The organism is Acidobacteriota bacterium, from assembly GCA_016716435.1.
In the GTDB taxonomy this organism is placed as follows: domain Bacteria; phylum Acidobacteriota; class Blastocatellia; order Pyrinomonadales; family Pyrinomonadaceae; genus OLB17.
Genome location: JADJWI010000004.1, coordinates 56,516 through 73,578, shown reverse-complemented (window position 1 = coordinate 73,578; position 17,063 = coordinate 56,516). Strand labels below are relative to the sequence as shown.

Genomic DNA, 17,063 nt, shown 5'->3' with positions numbered 1-17,063 from the left:
AACAGATGGCCGACAAAACCCTACTCATGAACTACCGGTAAGCGCCCTAAAGCCCTGTCGACCACGTAATCGGACCGCTTAAGCAGTCCTTCGGCAACCTCTCGATCAACCGACGCTTTCTTCATCACCAATGCCACGCGGAGGTCGCCGCCGGCTGAGTCCATCAGGCTTGCGGCGGCCTCTTCGTCGAGGCCGGTTTCCGCCATAAGGATACGCAGGCTGCGGTCGCGGAGTTTTTCGTTCGAGGGTTTGACGTTCGTCATCCTGTTCCCGCGGACGTAGCCGAGCCGGATCATCGCGGCGGTCGAGATCATGTTGAGCACCATCTTTTGAGCCGTGCCAGCCTTCATTCGGGTCGAACCGGTGATCGCCTCGGGGCCGACGACCGGGACTATTGCGACCTCGGCGGCCTTTTCAATTGCCGAATCGGGCGTGCAGACGATGCAGGCGGTGAAGCAGCCCATCGCCCGTGCATGCTCGACCGCACCGATGGTATAGGGCGTCCGCCCCGAGGCGGCGATGCCGACGAGCGCATCTTTTCCGGTGACGCCGCGTTTTTCGATATCGCGGATGCCCGCCTCGCGGTCGTCCTCGCTTGCCTCGCTCGCTTTGTAGAGAGCATCCCAGCCTCCGGCGATGATGCCCTGAACAAGGTCATAAGAAACGCCATAGGTCGGCGGTATCTCGGAGGCATCAAGCACGCCGAGCCGTCCGCTCGTCCCGGTGCCGATGTAAAAGAGCCGGCCGCCCGCCTTCATCCGCTCGACGATGCGATCGACCGCTTCGGCGATCTGCGGCAGCACACGCTCGACCGCAAGTGCGACGAGCTTGTCCTCGTCATTGATCAGCCGCAGAGCATCAAGCGTAGAAACCCCGTCGATGCCGGCCGTTCGCGGATTCTCTTGTTCGGTTACCGGAAGCATCAATAAACAACGAAATTGTATTCAATAGGACGCGAGATAGTAACTGGTTGACCGTTTCTCGTCGGCGGATCGAACTTTATCTGTCTTGCTGCTTTGATCGCTTCGTCCGTTAAGCCGAAAGGCAAACCGCGGACGACAACGACATTCTCGACTGTTCCGCCCAACATAAACGTTGCCCGGACCACTACGACACCGCTCAAAAAATACGCTTTAGCAAAACGCGTATATTCGGGCCTCGGCGTAGCCCTGATACGGAAAGGCTTGTCTTCAACCTTGGCTGCATGTGATGCGTTCTGCTTGACGCTCGGTCCGATGGACGTTTGTGCGTTTCCGGATCCCGACCCGCTACCCGATCCGCTGCCTGAAGGGTTCGTTGTAGCCGCGGTGGCCGAAGAAGAATTCGTGGATCCGTTATCGACCTTCGGCACCTCCGCTTCCTGTCTCAATTGTGCGGCCGATTCCAGAGGTGGCAAGAGGTCTTTACCGGCGATCTTCGCGGAGTGAACGAACCGGGTGACCATCGGGTCGTTCTCTTTCGGGCTCAAGGCGTGAAAAGTGTAGATTTTCGCCGACGTTTTGGTCTGGATTATGTGATGGTAAAAGTTGTCCAGCCCCTTGAATTGATACTCGCTGGTAGCTCCCTCAACGATTGGACCGGGCTCAGCGTTAGCGTACTCCTCGATCAAGCGTTCGACGACACTGAAGAATCCTTCGGAACCGGGAAAATCGACAGCCACGAAAAAGTAGCGTCTTTCAAGTCCACCCGCGTAAAGTAGGGTCGTTCGCTTGCTGTCGATCTTCATCCGATTAACGGTCATGGCAGACGGAGTCTCGACCGAAAACGCGTCGCCGCCCGGTTCTAGGATCGACCACTTAACTTCAGCATTTGGGTCAACCTGGCCGAACAAAGCGAAGGCCAGAACAAATATAAAAATAAGGATCTGTGGAAAGATTTTCATTGCTCTAGAATTCCTGTATCAATCAGCGTTAAAAATGAATGAAATGGTCCTGCTTGACGTTATATAGTAACCGTCCTCGACCTTGGGCAAAAAGCGGATCCTTCGCGCAGCCTCGATGGCCTTTTCGACCGCTGCTTGCGGCAGTTCGCGGATTCTCTTGTTCGGTTACCGGAAGCATCTAAAAATGTTACAAACCGGCCGCCCGCTAACGCAGGCGGTTCTGACTGTTTCCATTGTTCGCTCCGTTTCTCAATGCCATCAGGGCGGCGGCGTTGGCCGGCGGCATTAGCGGCTCGGTTAGGTAGGCCTTTGAGGCCAGGGTTCTGATCACCTCGATCATCGGGCCCGTGAGCAGTTCTCCTGCCTTGAAAATGCTGCCGACGCAGCCGATCGGGACCTTGTTTCGCTTGAGCCCGAGTTTTTCTATTACAGCACAGGCGGCGAGGCCAAGCTCGAAGCCCGCTTCCTTCACGATGTTTTCCGCAACGGCATCCCCGGCGGCGGCCGAATCGACCACCATCTTCGCAAAACCGGCGATGCGGCTGTTATCTACCTGCGGAGAGTATATCGCAACGATCAAGTTCTCCGGCCCCGATGCTCTAAAATACTCCGATGCCCGGCGGCTCAAAATGGTTGGGATGCCGCGGCCGTCCGAGGCCTTTGCAACGGCCTGGAGTGCCTGGCGGGCGATGCCGACACCGCCGCCTTCGTCTCCGGCAAGCGGCCCCCAACCGCCGGCGATCGCCGTTTTTCCATTGGCGTTCATGCCGAGACAGACCGAGCCCGTACCGGCGATGACGACGAGGCCGGGCTTGCCCTCGGTGGTCGCGTAGAGAGCGATCTCGGCGTCGGTAACGACGACGACGCGGCTCGCACGGATCCGCTGAAGAAAGCTCTCGCGAATGCGCTGGCGGATGTCCGCACGCCGGACGCCGGCGAGCCCGAGCGTTGCGGACTCGATATCGCCGCGAGAAAGTCCACTCTGGTCGCAGGCCTCGCTGATGGCTTTGATAATGTTGCCGACGGCCGTTTCAACACCGACGCGAAGCGGATTCGAAGGCCCGGCAAAGCCCTCGCATTGCAGCTCGCCGGCGGCGTTGAGCAGGGCGATGTGGGTCTTCGTTCCGCCGCCGTCAACGCCGAGGTAAAGGGCGTGCGGTGGCGGTTTCGCGGTTCGTCGTTTGGCCGGGGATGCCATAGGGGAATAAAATCATCGGACAGAAACGTTTACAGTGTCCGCGAAGCTTGACATATAATCAAATTTAACAGATTTTATGTTCTCAATAAGCATGTGTGATACGGGCGGTTTCGGCCGAGCCGGTCACCAAAGCAAACTTAACCCTGCAACTCCGCACTTTTTCTTATGGAGATCAGACAACTAAAAGCATTTTTGGCGATCGCCGAGGCAAAGACCTTTACGGCCGGAGCCCGGCGCGTGAACGTTACGCAGGCGGCCATCTCAATGCAGATACGCCAGCTTGAGGAAGAGGTCGGGCTGCAGCTCTTTACGCGGACGCCGCGGCGGGTGATCCTGACGGAAGCGGGCGAGCACCTGCTCGAGCGTGCCCGAAAGATACTCCGCGAGCACGACGCCGCCGTCGCCGAAATAGCCGAGATCGCCGGGAGCGAGCACGGCCGGCTGCGGATCGGCTCGGCCTCGGGCACCTTTGCGATGAACCAGCTCCCGGTCATCCTCCAGGACATCAGGCGAAAGTATCCAAACTCGGAGCTGACCGTAACGGCCGGAACGAGCTCGCGGCTGGTCGACCGCATCTTACACGGCGAGATAGACACGGCCTTTGTCTCGCTGCCGGTCGATAACCTGAGCATTAGCACCGAATCGCTTTTCTCGGACGAGATCGTTGCCGTCGCCTGGCCGGGGCATCCGCTAGCAAAGGAGAAATACATCTCGGCGGCGACGCTCGCGGGCGAGAACCTGATACTCGGCGAACGCGGCGGAAACACGCGGCGGATGATAGATGAATTCTTTGCCGCGGCAAACGTCCGGCCAAACATTACGATGGAGCTTTCACGCCAGGAAGCGATCAACCGGATGGTCGAGATCGGGATGGGCGTCGGGATCGCGGGTGTGAAATCGGTCGCGAAGGAGATAAAGGACGGCAGGCTGGTCTCGTGGTTCATCGAGGGCGCGGAGATCAAGTGGGAGCTCGGGCTCGCACGCTTGAGAGGCGGGCACTACTCGCCGATAGCGAAAGAATTTGTAAGGCTCTGCAAGGCGAGCTTCGCCGAGCGGGAGAAGGAGCTAAAGGCGAAGCGGTAGGTTTGGATACGACGCGGAGAAGAGGAGACACGGAGAAGAGGAGAACGGGAGACAGGATGTACAGGATGAAAATGATGGTGAAAGTGGTTAGGCGGTCTTGGTTCGATAAGTTGATATTATCCTGTCTATCCTGTGCATCCTGTTTGGTTCTTGCTCTTCTTCTCGGTATTTCAGCGGCTGCGCAGGGGTTGCCGGTGGCGGCACCGAGGTCGGTCGGGATGAGCGCTGAGAAGCTGGCTCAGATCGATGCGATCGTCAACGGCGATATTGCTAATAAGAAAATGCCGGGTGCGGTCGTGATAGTCGGGCGAAAGGGCAAGATCGTTTATCGGAAGGCGTTCGGGAACCGCTCGCTGGTACCGACCGTTGAGCCGATGACCATCGATACGATCTTTGACGTCGCTTCGCTGACAAAGCCGGTCGCAACCGCTACGTCGATAATGATCCTCGTCGAGCAAGGCAAGCTCCGGCTCAGCGACACCATCGGAAAATACATCACCGACATTGATGACCCCGAAGCGAAAAAGGTCACGATCCTGCAGCTTCTCACACACACCTCCGGCTACCGCCCCGATTTCGACCTCGGCGAAAAATGGACCGGCCGCGACGGAATGCTAGCCGCACTAAAGAAAGAAAAGTTGCGAGCCGCTCCGGGGACAAGATTTGTTTATTCGGATATTGGGTTCATTGTGCTGGGGGAAATTGTTTTTCGTGTCTCAGAGAACGAAGTGGATCAGTTCGCCGCTGCCTCGTTGCTAAAGCCATCCGCGCTCGAGAATTCATCTTTCATGCGATTCCCAGAATCGGGCTGGCGAGGAACGCTGACGAGGATCGCGCCCACCGAAAACATCCGCGGCCAAAATAGCTATCTTGGCTCGAAGTTCGAGGGAGATGCTCACACGGGCAATAAAATACTTCGCGGTGTGGTACATGATCCAACCGCCTTCCGAATGGGCGGTGTAGCTGGACATGCCGGGCTTTTTTCGACGGCGGATGATCTTGCTCGATATGCGCAGATGATTTTGAACGGCGGAATGGCGTGCCTGCGCGTCAGCAGGGCCTAACAGGCGGTACTCAAAACAGGGTCAGGCCTCCGCAATCCGCTCAGACGGTCGCGAGAATGACGCAGCCTTATGTAGTTGCCGAGGATGGTTCGACGCGGGGGCTTGGGTGGGATATGAACACCACATTCTCGTCGAACCGTGGCGAGCTTTTTCCGCTTGGGTCGTTTGGACATACGGGATTTACGGGGCCGATGATCTGGATCGACCCGACGTCGGAGACGTTCGTCGTCTTTATGTCGAACCGCGTCCACCCGGACGGCAAAGGCGATGTCGTCGCGACCCGTGCACGCATCGCAACCATCGCCGCCTCCGCGATCGAAGACCTGCCGATCGAACGATGGAAAGAAGCAGAGGCAAAGTACAACGCAGCGGTTGCTGCTCAGATTCCTAGGTTCCGCGAGGCTGCAGAGAGGGCAAATAGAGAACGCGACACGACCAACCTTAGCGGTGCAGCCGTTTCGATTTCGGCTCCACCAAGAGTCACGTACGGTCCGGTGCTGAACGGCATCGACATTCTTGAGAAGAACGGTTTTAGGGATCTGGAAGGAAAGCGGATCGGGCTCGTGACGAACCATACCGGCCGGAATCTGGCGGGGAAATCGACGATCGATATTCTGTACGAGGCGAAGAATATCGAGCTTGTTTCGATCTTTGCACCGGAGCACGGCATTCGCGGCGAGCTTGATACCGAAAAGATCGACGACACAAAGGACGAGAAAACGGGCCTCGTCGTCTATTCGCTTTATAAGGATGGAATGCGGCGGCCGAAGCCGGAGCAGCTCGCCGGGCTCGACGCGATCGTTTACGACATACAAGACATCGGGGCGAGGTTTTACACCTACACGGCGACGCTCAAGAACGTGATGGAAGAGGCCGCGAAGGCGAAGATCCCAGTTTACGTGCTCGACCGGCCGAACCCGATAAACGGCGTCGATATCGAAGGTCCGCTGGCGACCGAGGACAAGCTTTCGTTCATCGCGGCACACACGATCCCGGTCCGCTATGGGCTAACGATCGGCGAACTCGGGCAGATGATGAACGCCGAGCGGAAGATCGGCGCCGACCTTCGCGTGATAAAGATGGAAGGCTGGCGGCGGGCGATGTGGTTCGACGAAACCGGCCAGACGTGGGTCAACCCGAGCCCGAATATGCGGTCGCTGACGCAGGCGACGCTTTATCCCGGCATCGGGCTGATGGAAACGACCAACGTCAGCGTCGGCCGCGGCACGGACACGCCTTTTGAGCACATCGGCGCAGCGTGGCTGGATGGACAGCGGCTTGCGAATTATCTTAACGGGCGAGGCTTGCCGGGAGTCAGGTTCGTGCCGGTCCGGTTCAAGCCAAATGCATCGGTCTTTAAGGACGAGCAGCTCGGCGGAGTGAACTTTATTATCACCGACCGCGGACGGTTCAATTCCGTCCGAACAGGGATCGAGGTCGCCGCGGCTATCCGCTCGCTTTACCCGAATGATTGGCAGGCCGACCGCTACCTGCGTCTGCTCGTAAATCAGGACGTGCTCGACCGGCTCAAGGCCGGCGAGAAGCCCGAAACCATCGAGGCCTCATGGGCGGCGAGCCTTGAGGAATTCAAACGGCGTTGGGCATTGTATTTGCTTTATCAGCCGTAAAACCGGCCGGGGTTTCTCCGGCGATTTAAGGTTCTTGTAACAAGGCATTTGTTTTCAGCAAGTTGCGGAAATTTGCGGAAATTCGTGTGGCTATAACGATAACGAAAATTTGGATAAAACTCCAAAAACCCAAATTATTCTTATGGCAAGCAATCCATATTTTTCTATTTTCGAAGCAAAAGGAAGGACAAAGATGAAAGCCAAAAAATTCAGTTCCTTACTGTTCGCGCTTTCGCTCCTCTTCGCCGCGGCTACGGTCGCAACGGCTCAAGAGGTGACGGGCTCGATCGTCGGAAGCGTTCGCGACTCGGCCGGAGCGGCCGTTGCGGGTGCAACCGTATCGATCTCGGACCCAAGCAAGAACAATATAGTCGTCCGCACCGTTACAACCAATAGCAGCGGTGAGTTCTCGGTGCCGAACCTGTCGATCAGCACGTATGCCGTGACGGTCGAGGCCCCGAATTTCAAGAAATCGATCAAGACAGACGTTAAGCTCGATGTCGGCCAAAGGCGTTCGGTCGATGTTACGCTTGAAGCCGGCAACATTGACGAGACCGTAACGGTCGAGGCCGACCCGCTTTCGGTTGACCTTACGTCGTCAACTAGCGGTACGGTCATCAGCGGTGACCAGGTTCGCGAGCTTTCGATCAACAACCGCAACTTCGTCCAGCTTGTAACACTCGCACCGGGTGTGACCAACGACCTTTCGGACCAGGTTTACGTCGGAACGACGAACCCCGCCGGCCAGGCAAACATCGTCCAGATCGCCGTCAACGGTGCACGTTCCAGCCAGAACACCTTCACTGTTGATGGTGCGGACGTGACCGACCGCGGTTCGAACCTGACCATCCAGGCTTACCCGAGCGTTGATTCGATCGGCGAGTTCAAGGTCCTTCGTTCACTTTACCCGGCAGAATCGGGCCGCAGCGGCGGCGGACAGGTGAACATTGTAACCCGCAGTGGAACATCGCAGTTCCGCGGCAGCGTTTACGAATTTATCCGCAATGAGGCTTTCAACGCGAATAACGTTGAGACGAACAACCTTGCAAATCCGCCGCTCGGCCGCGACGATAATGGCAAAGCGAAGCGGACGCCTTTCCGTTACAACAACTACGGTTGGACACTCGGCGGGCCGGTTTACTTCCTTCGCTTCGGCGAGGTAGAGCCAGGAGCGAGTGCCTTTAAGCGCTACGACCGGACGTTCTTCTTCTTCTCGCAGGAATGGCGTGATGACCGCCGCTCCTCGACGCTGCAGTCAACGGTCCCGACCCAGAATCAGCGTAATGCATTCTTCACGGTTCCGATCTGCTTGCAGGCAACCGGCACCACATGTAATCAGGTGCTTCCGGCGAATAGCACGTTGCAGAACGTTAACCCGGTCGCTCAGCAGTACATTGACTTTATTTACAGTCGGCTGCCGCTGCCAAATTCGGGTGTAAACACGCTCTTCGCACCGGCCGCGGGCATCGCGGAATTTCGCCAGGAAGTGATCAAGATCGACCACTCGTTCAACGACAAGGTCTCGATGTATTACCGCTTTCAGCGGGACAGCATCCCGACGGTTGACGCGAACGCTTTGTTCTCGTCGGGCTCCGGACTTCCAGGCGTTTCGACTACAGCGACCGACTCGCCGGGCCGGACCCATACGGCACAGGTCACCTGGGCAGCGACGCCGAAGTTCATTGTTGAAGGACGCTACACCTTTGGTTATGGAGCTATTCTGAGCAAGAACGTTGGACTTATCGCACTTGAGAACTCGCCGATCCGGCCGCCGCTAGCATATGCCAACGACCGCGACCGCATTCCGACGATCAGCGGCAACGGTTTCAGCGCCATTCAAGGCTTCGGCCCCTACGACAACTTCTCGTGGAAAGGCAATCTTTCAGGAACGGCGACGTGGATCGCAGGAAGCCACACGATGAAGTTTGGTGCTGTTTACTCTAAGTACCGCAAGAACGAGAACGCTCTCGCGGGCAACAACGAAGGCATCTTCTCCGGGTTCAATACCCCGGGAGCAACGGGCAACACCATCGCTCCGGGCGGCAACGCGACTCAGCAGCTCTGGGCAAACTTTCTGCTAGGCACTAACGTGACCTTTACGCAGGCAAGCTTTGACTACACCGCAGATCTGCGGCAGAAGACCTTTGAAGCATTTTTCCAAGATGAGTGGCGACTCCGCCGCAATCTAACCTTCTACTACGGCGTCCGTTATTCGTTCTTCGGTTCGCCGTGGGACAAGAACGGCCGCTTGAGCAACTTCGTTCCGGAGCTTTACAACCGGGCGAATGCTCCGCTTGTGACCGGTGCGGGCAACCGCGTTCCCGGCACGGGCAATTTCTGCGAAGGGCTTATCGTTAACTCGCAGAACACCGTTCCTTTCCCGAACTGCAACCCGACGATCTCGCCTTACGGCAAGTTCGTGGTTGACGTTCCGAAAAACGATTTTGCTCCGCGTATCGGTTTTGCTTGGGATCCGTTCGGCGACGGCCGCACCTCGGTTCGCACGGGATACGGCATTTATCACGAGCAGATCTTGAATGGTATTTTCCTGCAGAACATCGGTACCAACCCGCCATACCAGCAGAACTGCTCTGTCAGCGGAACGAGGCTTGATAATCCGGTCCCGAACGGTTGTGCGGTGATCGCAACGAATACAGTTGCGAGTGTCCGTGCTGTTCAAGACGACTGGAAGACGCCTTATATGCAGCACTGGTCGCTCGACGTCCAGCGTCAACTGATGCGTCGGACGCTCGTTTCGGTCGGTTATTACGGATCGAAGGGTACGAACCTGATCGGCGGTTATGGAGCGAACTCGCTCCCGCCGGGACTGGCTCTCAACAGCCTTTGTGCAACCGGTGCCTCAACGACACCGACCGTTGCGTGCCAGCAGCCGAATCAGGCATTCTTTACAACGGCACAGTCGATCATTCTCGATCAGATCCGACCATATCGCGGATACCGTTCGGTTACGATCGTTGAGCCAAAATATAACTCGAGCTACCATAGCATGCAGGTCTCCGGCCAGCATCGCTTCACCGGTTCGTCGCAGCTCAATCTGGCCTATACTTGGTCAAAGAACCTCTCGGACAACCGAACTGACCGTTCAAATGCTCCGCAGGATTCATACGACATCGGTTCTGAAAGGGGCCGAGCCAACCTTGACCGCCGTCACGTGCTGACCATCAACTACGTCTATGAGCTTCCGTTTTATCGGTCGCAGCGTGGTTTTGTAGGAAAGGTACTTGGCGGATGGCAGGCATCGGGTATCGTGACCTATCAAACGGGCCTCGGGTTTACGCCGACGGTGTCGGGATTTGATCCGGCAGGCCTCGGCATCATCCCGACCGCTCTAACGGTAGGACGTCCGAACCTGACCTGTGACCCGAACCAAGGCGGCAGGCGCGATCGAACCCAGTGGTTCAATACATCCTGTTTCGAGGTAACGCCGCTCAATAATACAAACCCGATCGCGAATGTTGTCGGCAGCGGCGGCATCAACTACATTGAGGGGCCATCGACCAAGCGTGTTGACTTCACGATGTCCAAGACTATCCGGTTCAGCGAGCGTTTCCGGCTTCAGCTCCGCGGCGAGGCGTTCAACGTCTTTAACCAGACGAATCCTCGCGGATTGAGCACGGTAGTTTGGACGGCTACAACTCAGCCGGTCTCGCAGGGTGGAAACGGGGGTTCGACCTTTGGTCAGGTGGTCTCCTGGCGCGACCCGCGGGTCATGCAGTTCGGTGCGAAGTTCTTCTTCTAATCCGGCTGTTTGATAAGACTTGCCCGCGTTTGCTTTACGGCGACGCGGGCATTTTTCTTTTGTAGAATCAATTTATGAATTCGGTGCTGATAACAAACGCCGTGATCGCCGATAGCGGCAGCGAGCGGCCAGATGGCTGGGTGCTTGTCGAGGATGGCCGCATTGCGGCGGTCGGCCACGGAGAGCTTGACGAAACAGCGATCGAGGCCTTTGACGCCGCGGGCGGTACGCTTTTTCCGGGCTTTATTGATGTGCATAACCACGGAGCCGTTGGCACTGACGTCAACGCGGCGGATGCCGATGGGCTGATCGCGGTCGGAGAGTTTTTGGCCGGGCACGGCGTTACTGCGTGGTTGCCGACGCTTGTGCCGGATGCGGATGAAAATTATGCACGAGTGATCGGTGAGATCGACCGCGTTATGGCGATGCAGGCTGAGATGCCGATCGCGCAGATCGTCGGCGTTCATTACGAAGGCGTTTTTGCCAATGAAAAGATGTGCGGAGCCCTTAGGCCGGAGTTTTTCAAGCGGTTCACAGGTTCCGAGGTTCGCGAGCTGCCCAGGCTGCAGAGCGGCGTTCATATTACGACGCTGGCTCCCGAGGTCGAAGGCGGCGTTGAATTGGTGAAGGCTTTGATCGCTGCCGGTTGGGTCGTCTCGATCGGACATACGAAGGCTGACGTCGAAACGCTTGACGCTGCGTTCGAGGCGGGCGGGCGGCACTTGACGCATTTTTTCAACGCGATGACCGGCGTTCACCACCGCGAGGTCGGCGTCGCCGGATGGGCGCTGACGCGCGAGGATGTGACCTTTGACATCATCGCTGATGGCATCCACGTCGATCAGCGGATGGTCGAGTTTGCGTGCCGGGCGAAATCGCCAGAGCGGGTTTCGTTGATCTCGGATTCCGTCGCACCGACCGGGCTCGGCGACGGCACGTTCGAACTTTGGGGCGAGCGGGTCACGGTCGAGAACGGCCGGACTCAGAATGAACGCGGCAGCATTGCGGGTTCGGTCATCACAATGCTCGACGCAGTAAAAATGGCAGCATCGCTCAGGTTCTCGATGTCGGAGATTGCCACAATGGCTTCGCGGAACCCGGCGAGGCTTCTTGGGCGATCAGACGAGATGGGCAGTATCGCGGCAGGCAAGCGAGGTGATCTGGTCGTCCTCGACACTGAGATGAACGTCGCTGCGGTTTTCATCGGCGGACGGCGGGTATAGCACAAAAAAAAACGCCCCGAGGCCCGAGGCCCCGAGGCAAATATCCTTCGGCTGAAGGAGGACTATTCCTGCGACTTTGCTTCGCGATCAGCCTTGCGGCCGGCCCTTCGCTCAGCCCGCTTTGCTTCGCGTTCGGCAAGCGTAGCTTTCTGCTCTTCGGTCAGGATCGCCATGATCTGCGACTTCACAACCTCGTGCTGAACCTTCATCTGTTCGCGGATCGGAGCTATTTCATTCTTGATTGCGGTCAGCGTTGCCTCATCGGCTCCGTTCTGCTTGGCTTCGCGGAATTTCATTCGATTTTCCTTCATTGCCTGTTTGAACGGTTCCATCGTCGGCTTTGCGGCCTCATGGATCGCCTTTACCTGCTCCTTCTGAGCATCTGTCAGGTCAAGGCCGCGAAGGTTCATTCCCATGCCCTTTCCGCCGCGGTGCATCCTATGCATTCCGCCCTTGCCCCAACGCTTTTTGCCATCGGCATGTTTTCCTGTTCCGTCGCCCATCTGTGCAAAAGCGAAGATCGCTCCGATACCCAAGATCGCGATGCCGAGAATTGCTATGTTTACCTTTTTCATGTGTACTTCCTTTTCCGTTCGTAATATCTCGCGGACGTTTTTCCGCTCTGTACGTTAGACGGCAAACATTGCGGCCGCGTATGTAAGGAAGCACCGCGTTCTCGTAAAGATTTGTAAACCTTGATGCGTAAGGGGTTTATTTGGCGTAGAATCGCAATTGGAAATGAGCAAGATCCTGATCGTTGACGACGACGACGAGCTTTGCGAGCTGGTCAGTGAATATCTCGGTGCCGAAGGCTTCGAGACCGAGTGCGCTCACGACGGCGAAAGCGGCTTAAAGCGGGCTCTCACAAATGAGCACGAAATGATGGTGCTTGATGTGATGTTGCCAAAGATGAGCGGCTTCGACGTTCTGCGCAATCTGAGAAAAGAATCGAGCCTGCCGGTGCTTATGCTAACGGCCCGCGGCGAGGAGACCGAGCGGATCGTCGGGCTTGAGATCGGGGCGGATGATTATCTGCCAAAACCTTTCAATCCGCGGGAACTGCTTGCGCGTCTAAAGGCAGTGCTCCGCCGCACTTCGGCAGAGGCCGGTGCCGGGCTTCCGGAGAATATCACTGTTGGCGACCTCGAACTTGCGCCTGCTTCGCGTTCGGCAAAGCTTGCCGGCGACGATCTGCCGCTGACCTCGGTCGAGTTTGATCTGCTAGCCGCGCTGATGCGGGAAGCGGGCAACGTCGTAAAGCGTGAAGATCTTAGCGAGAAAGTGCTCGAACGCGAGCTTTCGCCCTATGACCGCAGCCTTGATATGCACATCAGCAACCTGCGGAAAAAGCTTGGCCAGCGGCCAAATGGCAGCGACCGGATAAAAACGGTCCGGAGCGTCGGCTATATTTACACGGTCGTATGAACCTATTTTTCAAGATCTTCCTTTGGTTCCTTGCGGCGATCGCCTTGATGATCGGCGTGATCATCTTTTTGAACTGGACCATCCAGACCGAGCCGGTCGTCAGCCGCTGGCAGGTCTCTATCCGCAACCAAACCGGCATCTATGCCGACACCGCCGGGCAGATCTATGAGCAGCAGGGAATTACGGGGCTGCGCACGTTTCTTGACCGGCTCCGCACCGGCACGACGATCACCGAAATTGACATTGTAGGCAAGGACGGTACCGTCGTTTTTGCGGATGTGGACGACCTTTCGGGTTATCAGGAACTTGTCGGGCGGACGATGCAGAGCCGTGAAGTAGAGCTTGAATTGAATTCGTCAGAATCGGCGCTTGCGGCCCGACAATTCCAGACCTCAGAAGGGACGGAATATACCTTGATAATCCGCTGGACGCGGCCGCAGCCGGTACAGGTTTTCGGCGAAACGCGGCTCCGATACGCTCGCTGGATCGGGCTTCTGATCACGGCGTTGATCGTTTGCTATCTGCTTGCACTTTACCTTACATCGCCGATCCGAAAGCTCCGCGAGGCTGCCCAGCGGCTTGCTGATGGCGAGCTTGATACGCGGGTTGCCGACCGCGTCGGCCGGCGGGGCGATGAGCTCTCGGGCCTTGCGCGCGACTTCGACCTGATGGCCGAGCGGATCGAATCGCTGATCAATTCGCAGAAGACGCTCTCGCGAGACATCTCACACGAACTGCGTTCACCGCTCGCCCGGCTCAATGTGGCACTTGAGATCGCCAAAAAGAAAGCGAACAACGAGACACATCCGAGCCTCGATCGGATCGAGACAGAATCGAACCGGCTCAATGAAATGATCGGACGGCTTCTGACACTCTCGAGGCTTGAAACGGGCACCGATGAGTTTGAACGGACACCTGTGAATCTGCGCAAATTGGTCGAGCAGGTTGCGGCGGATGCTCAATTTGAAGCGGCGGCGAAAGGGCGTTCGGTCAAGGTAGTGAAGCTCGATGAATGCAACCTGCATGGAAGCGAGAGCCTGTTGCGGAGTGCGGTCGAGAATGTTCTCCGAAACGCATTGAAATATACGCAGCCGGAAACTACCGTCGAGGTCGAACTTGAAGCCAAGAACGGAAACGCCCGTATAGTCGTCCGAGACCACGGAGGCGGCGTGCCCGAAGAGCAGCTAAAGAATCTCTTCCGGCCCTTTTACAGGGTCAGCGAGGCCCGCGACCGCGGAAGCGGCGGCACAGGCCTCGGGCTTGCGATCACCGAACAGGCAGTTCACGCCCACGCCGGAACCGTCGCTGCCCGCAACTTGAACGGCGGCCTTGAGGTCGAAATCAAACTGCCCCTGAACGGCGGGCATCAATAAAGGACTTCACCGCGAGAGCGACAAATGCTCCGCAAAGCAGTGCCATAAGAATCAGCATCGCAGCAGCGAATGAGAACTTGAAGCTACCGATTGTCGAGAGTATTCGGCCCGCCGGAAGCAGGAAGCCGAGGAGGCCGACGACGACCGCAGCATGCATTATGTGCTTACGCAAGCCCTCATTCGAGCTTGCGATGTGACCGAGCACCATCAGGATCAAACCAAAGACGGCCGGTATCAGAGCCGTAAAGCTCGCCGAGCCGGTATAGACGCCATAACCGTAACCAATGATCCCAAGCAGGATCAAAAGCCTTCCGAAAAGAATCGCTGTAGCTGGCATATCCTCAATTCTATTTTTTTCCGAGCCGTTCGCAACCGGCCCGTGACTATTTCATTACCGGAATAACGATCGCCGAGCTTTGGCCGCCGCCGAAATAGACGCGGTTGCTGACCTTCCGGAAATCGGCTTGCGTGCCGAGTTTGTAATTTTCCAAGTATTGCTGCGGATTTCGTGCAACGAGCGGGAACCAGGTGCTCTGGATATGGATCATTATCCGATGGCCTTTCTTGAATGTGTGCGTAACGCCGGGCATCACAAAAGAAAGCCGGGTCGGCTGATTCGGAGCGAGTGGCTGGGGTTTCTCAAAGCTGTTGCGGAAACGGGCCGGCATCGGTTCGCCGCGGAGCAACATCTGGTAGCCGCCGGGCTGAAAGACCGACCATGCCGAGTTCTCCGGCGGCCGCTTGCCTTCAGGAAAGCGATAGCCATCGGGATGAACGTCGATCAGCTTAACGATAAAATCTGAATCGGTGCCCGAAGATGCGATCGTAAGCGATGGCTTTATGTTGCCGGCGACAGTGATGTCGCGGTCGAGCGGCTCGGTCTGATAAACCAGAACGTCTGGCCGGGTGGAGGCAAAACGCTGATCCTCGGTCATGTAGTCCCGCGGGTAGTTTCGAGTGATCTTTTGCGTGTAGGGAACCGGACGCATCGGGTCGGAGATGTATTCATCATGGCCGGAGACAGCCGGCCGTTCAAACGAGAGCCCGCCATTCGGGGTCAGGTACAGAGCCGTGTCCGTTCCATTGTCAGGTTCATAGGCGGCAAAGCTTCGCCATGAGTCGGCACCTGTGTCGAAGGCGTTCACTTCCTTTATCTGGTCGATGCTGCCCTTGCCTTTGAGGAAGTGGTCGAAAAACGGCACTTCTATATTGCGGCGGTAGTGTTCGCCGGTCTTCTCGGTAAAGTATGCAGTGCCAAGCCAGTCCCCGTCGGCACGCGACCAACCACCGTGGTCCCACGGGCCGACGACGAGCACGTTAAAGATGCCGGGATTCATCCGTTCGACATTTTCATAGACCTTGAGGGCACCGTAAAGATTCTCGTTGTCGTACCAACCGCCGACCGTCATTACCGCGCACTTGACGTTCCTAAGTTTGTAGAGAATATTGCGTTCTTTCCACCAACTATCGTAGTTCGGCCGGGCCATCATTTCGTCCCAAAACTTGATGCGAAAGCCGAGGTTCTTCTCATATTCGTCAGCCACTTCCTTAAGCCCACCGACCTGCAGAAAATAGTTATAGGCATCGACGACCTGAGGGCCCTTCCAAGGCGTCAGGTAGGAGTTGTCCGAGACCGGTCTCGGTCGCGGCTGGCCGAAGTTGCTGAAGAAGGCGAAGTTCTGAGCGAGGTATAAAGCTCCGTTGTGGTGCATATCGTCGCCATTGAACCAAGCGGAGACCGGTGCCTGCGGCGAGCATGCCTTGAGTGCCGGATGAGAATCGATCATTCCGGCCGAAACGTAAAAGCCCGGATATGAGATCCCATAAGTTCCGACCCGGCCGTTGTTACCCTCAACGTTCTTGATAAGCCACTCGATCGTGTCGTAGGTGTCGGTCGATTCGTCGATCTCGGTCGGCTTTGTATTTGCAATATCGGGCCGAGCATTCTCAAACTCGCCCTCGCTCATCCAACGGCCGCGGACGTCCTGATAAACGAAAATGTAGCCCTCGCGGGCGAAAAGCGGGTTCGGGCCGAGCGTTGCCCGGAACTCATCCGGACCATACGGCCGCACCGAATACGGGGTCCGGTTCAGAAGTATAGGGTATTTCTGAGAGCGATCTTTTGGTTCGTAGATGGACGTGAAGAGCTTCACGCCGTCACGGACCGGCACCATCACTTCGCGCTTCGTGTAATTTGCTTTGATGTACGCAGCAAGCTCCGTTTGCTGCTGCGGAGCCTGAGCGAATGATGTGAACGCGAAAAAAAGGATCGCGGCGAGAATTGCGGTTTTTGGCATGGTCGGCCTCCGGTTGTTCCAAATAAAAGCAGGTACCGGAATTCTCGCCGAATCTTCACTTATTCACAAGTCGCTAGTTGGGGGCTATCTCGACCACTAGTACAACGTCCGAGCGGACCGGCACATCGCC

13 protein-coding genes are annotated in these 17,063 nt (G+C 57.0%); 7 read left to right on the top strand and 6 right to left on the bottom strand.

All coding sequences use genetic code 11. From position 1 onward, the window contains the following. Positions 1-20 precede the first annotated feature (20 nt). The 3 genes from murQ to IPM21_09825 all read right to left on the bottom strand — a co-directional run bounded on the left by murQ (position 21) and on the right by IPM21_09825 (position 3,080). Complete coding sequence (gene murQ, locus IPM21_09835; protein ID MBK9164197.1) at positions 21-923, bottom strand: N-acetylmuramic acid 6-phosphate etherase; 903 nt, start codon at positions 921-923, stop codon at positions 21-23. Then, positions 923-1,882, bottom strand: coding sequence for an energy transducer TonB (locus IPM21_09830; protein MBK9164196.1), 960 nt, complete (start codon positions 1,880-1,882; stop codon positions 923-925). The genes murQ and IPM21_09830 overlap by 1 nt, the downstream gene beginning before the upstream one ends. 205 nt (positions 1,883-2,087) lie before the next feature. Next, complete coding sequence (locus IPM21_09825; protein MBK9164195.1) at positions 2,088-3,080, bottom strand: hypothetical protein; 993 nt, start codon at positions 3,078-3,080, stop codon at positions 2,088-2,090. Positions 3,081-3,245: 165 nt separating this feature from the next. Here IPM21_09825 and IPM21_09820 point away from each other — a divergent pair, with 165 nt between their 5' ends. The 5 genes from IPM21_09820 (at position 3,246) to nagA (ending at position 11,838) form a co-directional block, all read left to right on the top strand. Further along, on the top strand, positions 3,246-4,163 hold the full coding sequence (locus IPM21_09820; GenBank protein ID MBK9164194.1) for a LysR family transcriptional regulator: 918 nt from the start codon (positions 3,246-3,248) through the stop codon (positions 4,161-4,163). 218 nt (positions 4,164-4,381) lie between these two features. Next, positions 4,382-5,227, top strand: a complete 846-nt coding sequence (locus IPM21_09815; protein ID MBK9164193.1) for a beta-lactamase family protein — start codon at positions 4,382-4,384, stop codon at positions 5,225-5,227. Between the two features lie 56 nt (positions 5,228-5,283). Continuing rightward, a complete protein-coding gene (locus IPM21_09810) occupies positions 5,284-6,855 on the top strand; it encodes a DUF1343 domain-containing protein (protein MBK9164192.1) in 1,572 nt (523 codons plus the stop codon). Positions 6,856-7,048: 193 nt separating this feature from the next. Beyond that, positions 7,049-10,615, top strand: a complete 3,567-nt coding sequence (locus IPM21_09805; protein MBK9164191.1) for a carboxypeptidase regulatory-like domain-containing protein — start codon at positions 7,049-7,051, stop codon at positions 10,613-10,615. Between the two features lie 74 nt (positions 10,616-10,689). Next, entirely contained in the window at positions 10,690-11,838 is a 1,149-nt protein-coding gene (gene nagA, locus IPM21_09800; GenBank protein ID MBK9164190.1) for an N-acetylglucosamine-6-phosphate deacetylase, read from the top strand. A gap of 62 nt (positions 11,839-11,900) precedes the next feature. Here the strand turns inward: nagA and IPM21_09795 are convergent, their stop codons facing one another. Next, positions 11,901-12,413, bottom strand: a complete 513-nt coding sequence (locus IPM21_09795; GenBank protein MBK9164189.1) for a Spy/CpxP family protein refolding chaperone — start codon at positions 12,411-12,413, stop codon at positions 11,901-11,903. Between the two features lie 163 nt (positions 12,414-12,576). Between IPM21_09795 and IPM21_09790 the strand changes: the two genes are divergently transcribed. Then, positions 12,577-13,263, top strand: a complete 687-nt coding sequence (locus IPM21_09790) for a response regulator transcription factor (protein ID MBK9164188.1) — start codon at positions 12,577-12,579, stop codon at positions 13,261-13,263. Next, entirely contained in the window at positions 13,260-14,636 is a 1,377-nt protein-coding gene (locus IPM21_09785; protein ID MBK9164187.1) for a HAMP domain-containing protein, read from the top strand. The genes IPM21_09790 and IPM21_09785 overlap by 4 nt, the downstream gene beginning before the upstream one ends. Here the strand turns inward: IPM21_09785 and IPM21_09780 are convergent. Together IPM21_09780 and IPM21_09775 are read right to left on the bottom strand one after the other, a co-directional pair. Continuing rightward, positions 14,605-14,973: a hypothetical protein gene (locus IPM21_09780; protein ID MBK9164186.1), complete on the bottom strand. Its 369-nt coding sequence runs from the start codon at positions 14,971-14,973 to the stop codon at positions 14,605-14,607. The genes IPM21_09785 and IPM21_09780 overlap by 32 nt on opposite strands. A gap of 46 nt (positions 14,974-15,019) precedes the next feature. Continuing rightward, positions 15,020-16,933, bottom strand: coding sequence for a CocE/NonD family hydrolase (locus tag IPM21_09775; protein ID MBK9164185.1), 1,914 nt, complete (start codon positions 16,931-16,933; stop codon positions 15,020-15,022). Between the last annotated feature and the right edge of the window lie 130 nt (positions 16,934-17,063).

Bases quoted from the DNA above. Each gene is read 5' to 3' on its own strand.
- murQ (MBK9164197.1), bottom strand. From the start codon at position 923: ATGCTTCCGGTAACCGAACAAGAGAATCCGCGAACGGCCGGCATCGAC.
- IPM21_09830 (MBK9164196.1), bottom strand. From the start codon at position 1,882: ATGAAAATCTTTCCACAGATCCTTATTTTTATATTTGTTCTGGCCTTC.
- IPM21_09825 (MBK9164195.1), bottom strand. From the start codon at position 3,080: ATGGCATCCCCGGCCAAACGACGAACCGCGAAACCGCCACCGCACGCC.
- IPM21_09820 (MBK9164194.1), top strand. From the start codon at position 3,246: ATGGAGATCAGACAACTAAAAGCATTTTTGGCGATCGCCGAGGCAAAG.
- IPM21_09815 (MBK9164193.1), top strand. From the start codon at position 4,382: ATGAGCGCTGAGAAGCTGGCTCAGATCGATGCGATCGTCAACGGCGAT.
- IPM21_09810 (MBK9164192.1), top strand. From the start codon at position 5,284: ATGACGCAGCCTTATGTAGTTGCCGAGGATGGTTCGACGCGGGGGCTT.
- IPM21_09805 (MBK9164191.1), top strand. From the start codon at position 7,049: ATGAAAGCCAAAAAATTCAGTTCCTTACTGTTCGCGCTTTCGCTCCTC.
- nagA (MBK9164190.1), top strand. From the start codon at position 10,690: ATGAATTCGGTGCTGATAACAAACGCCGTGATCGCCGATAGCGGCAGC.
- IPM21_09795 (MBK9164189.1), bottom strand. From the start codon at position 12,413: ATGAAAAAGGTAAACATAGCAATTCTCGGCATCGCGATCTTGGGTATC.
- IPM21_09790 (MBK9164188.1), top strand. From the start codon at position 12,577: ATGAGCAAGATCCTGATCGTTGACGACGACGACGAGCTTTGCGAGCTG.
- IPM21_09785 (MBK9164187.1), top strand. From the start codon at position 13,260: ATGAACCTATTTTTCAAGATCTTCCTTTGGTTCCTTGCGGCGATCGCC.
- IPM21_09780 (MBK9164186.1), bottom strand. From the start codon at position 14,973: ATGCCAGCTACAGCGATTCTTTTCGGAAGGCTTTTGATCCTGCTTGGG.
- IPM21_09775 (MBK9164185.1), bottom strand. From the start codon at position 16,933: ATGCCAAAAACCGCAATTCTCGCCGCGATCCTTTTTTTCGCGTTCACA.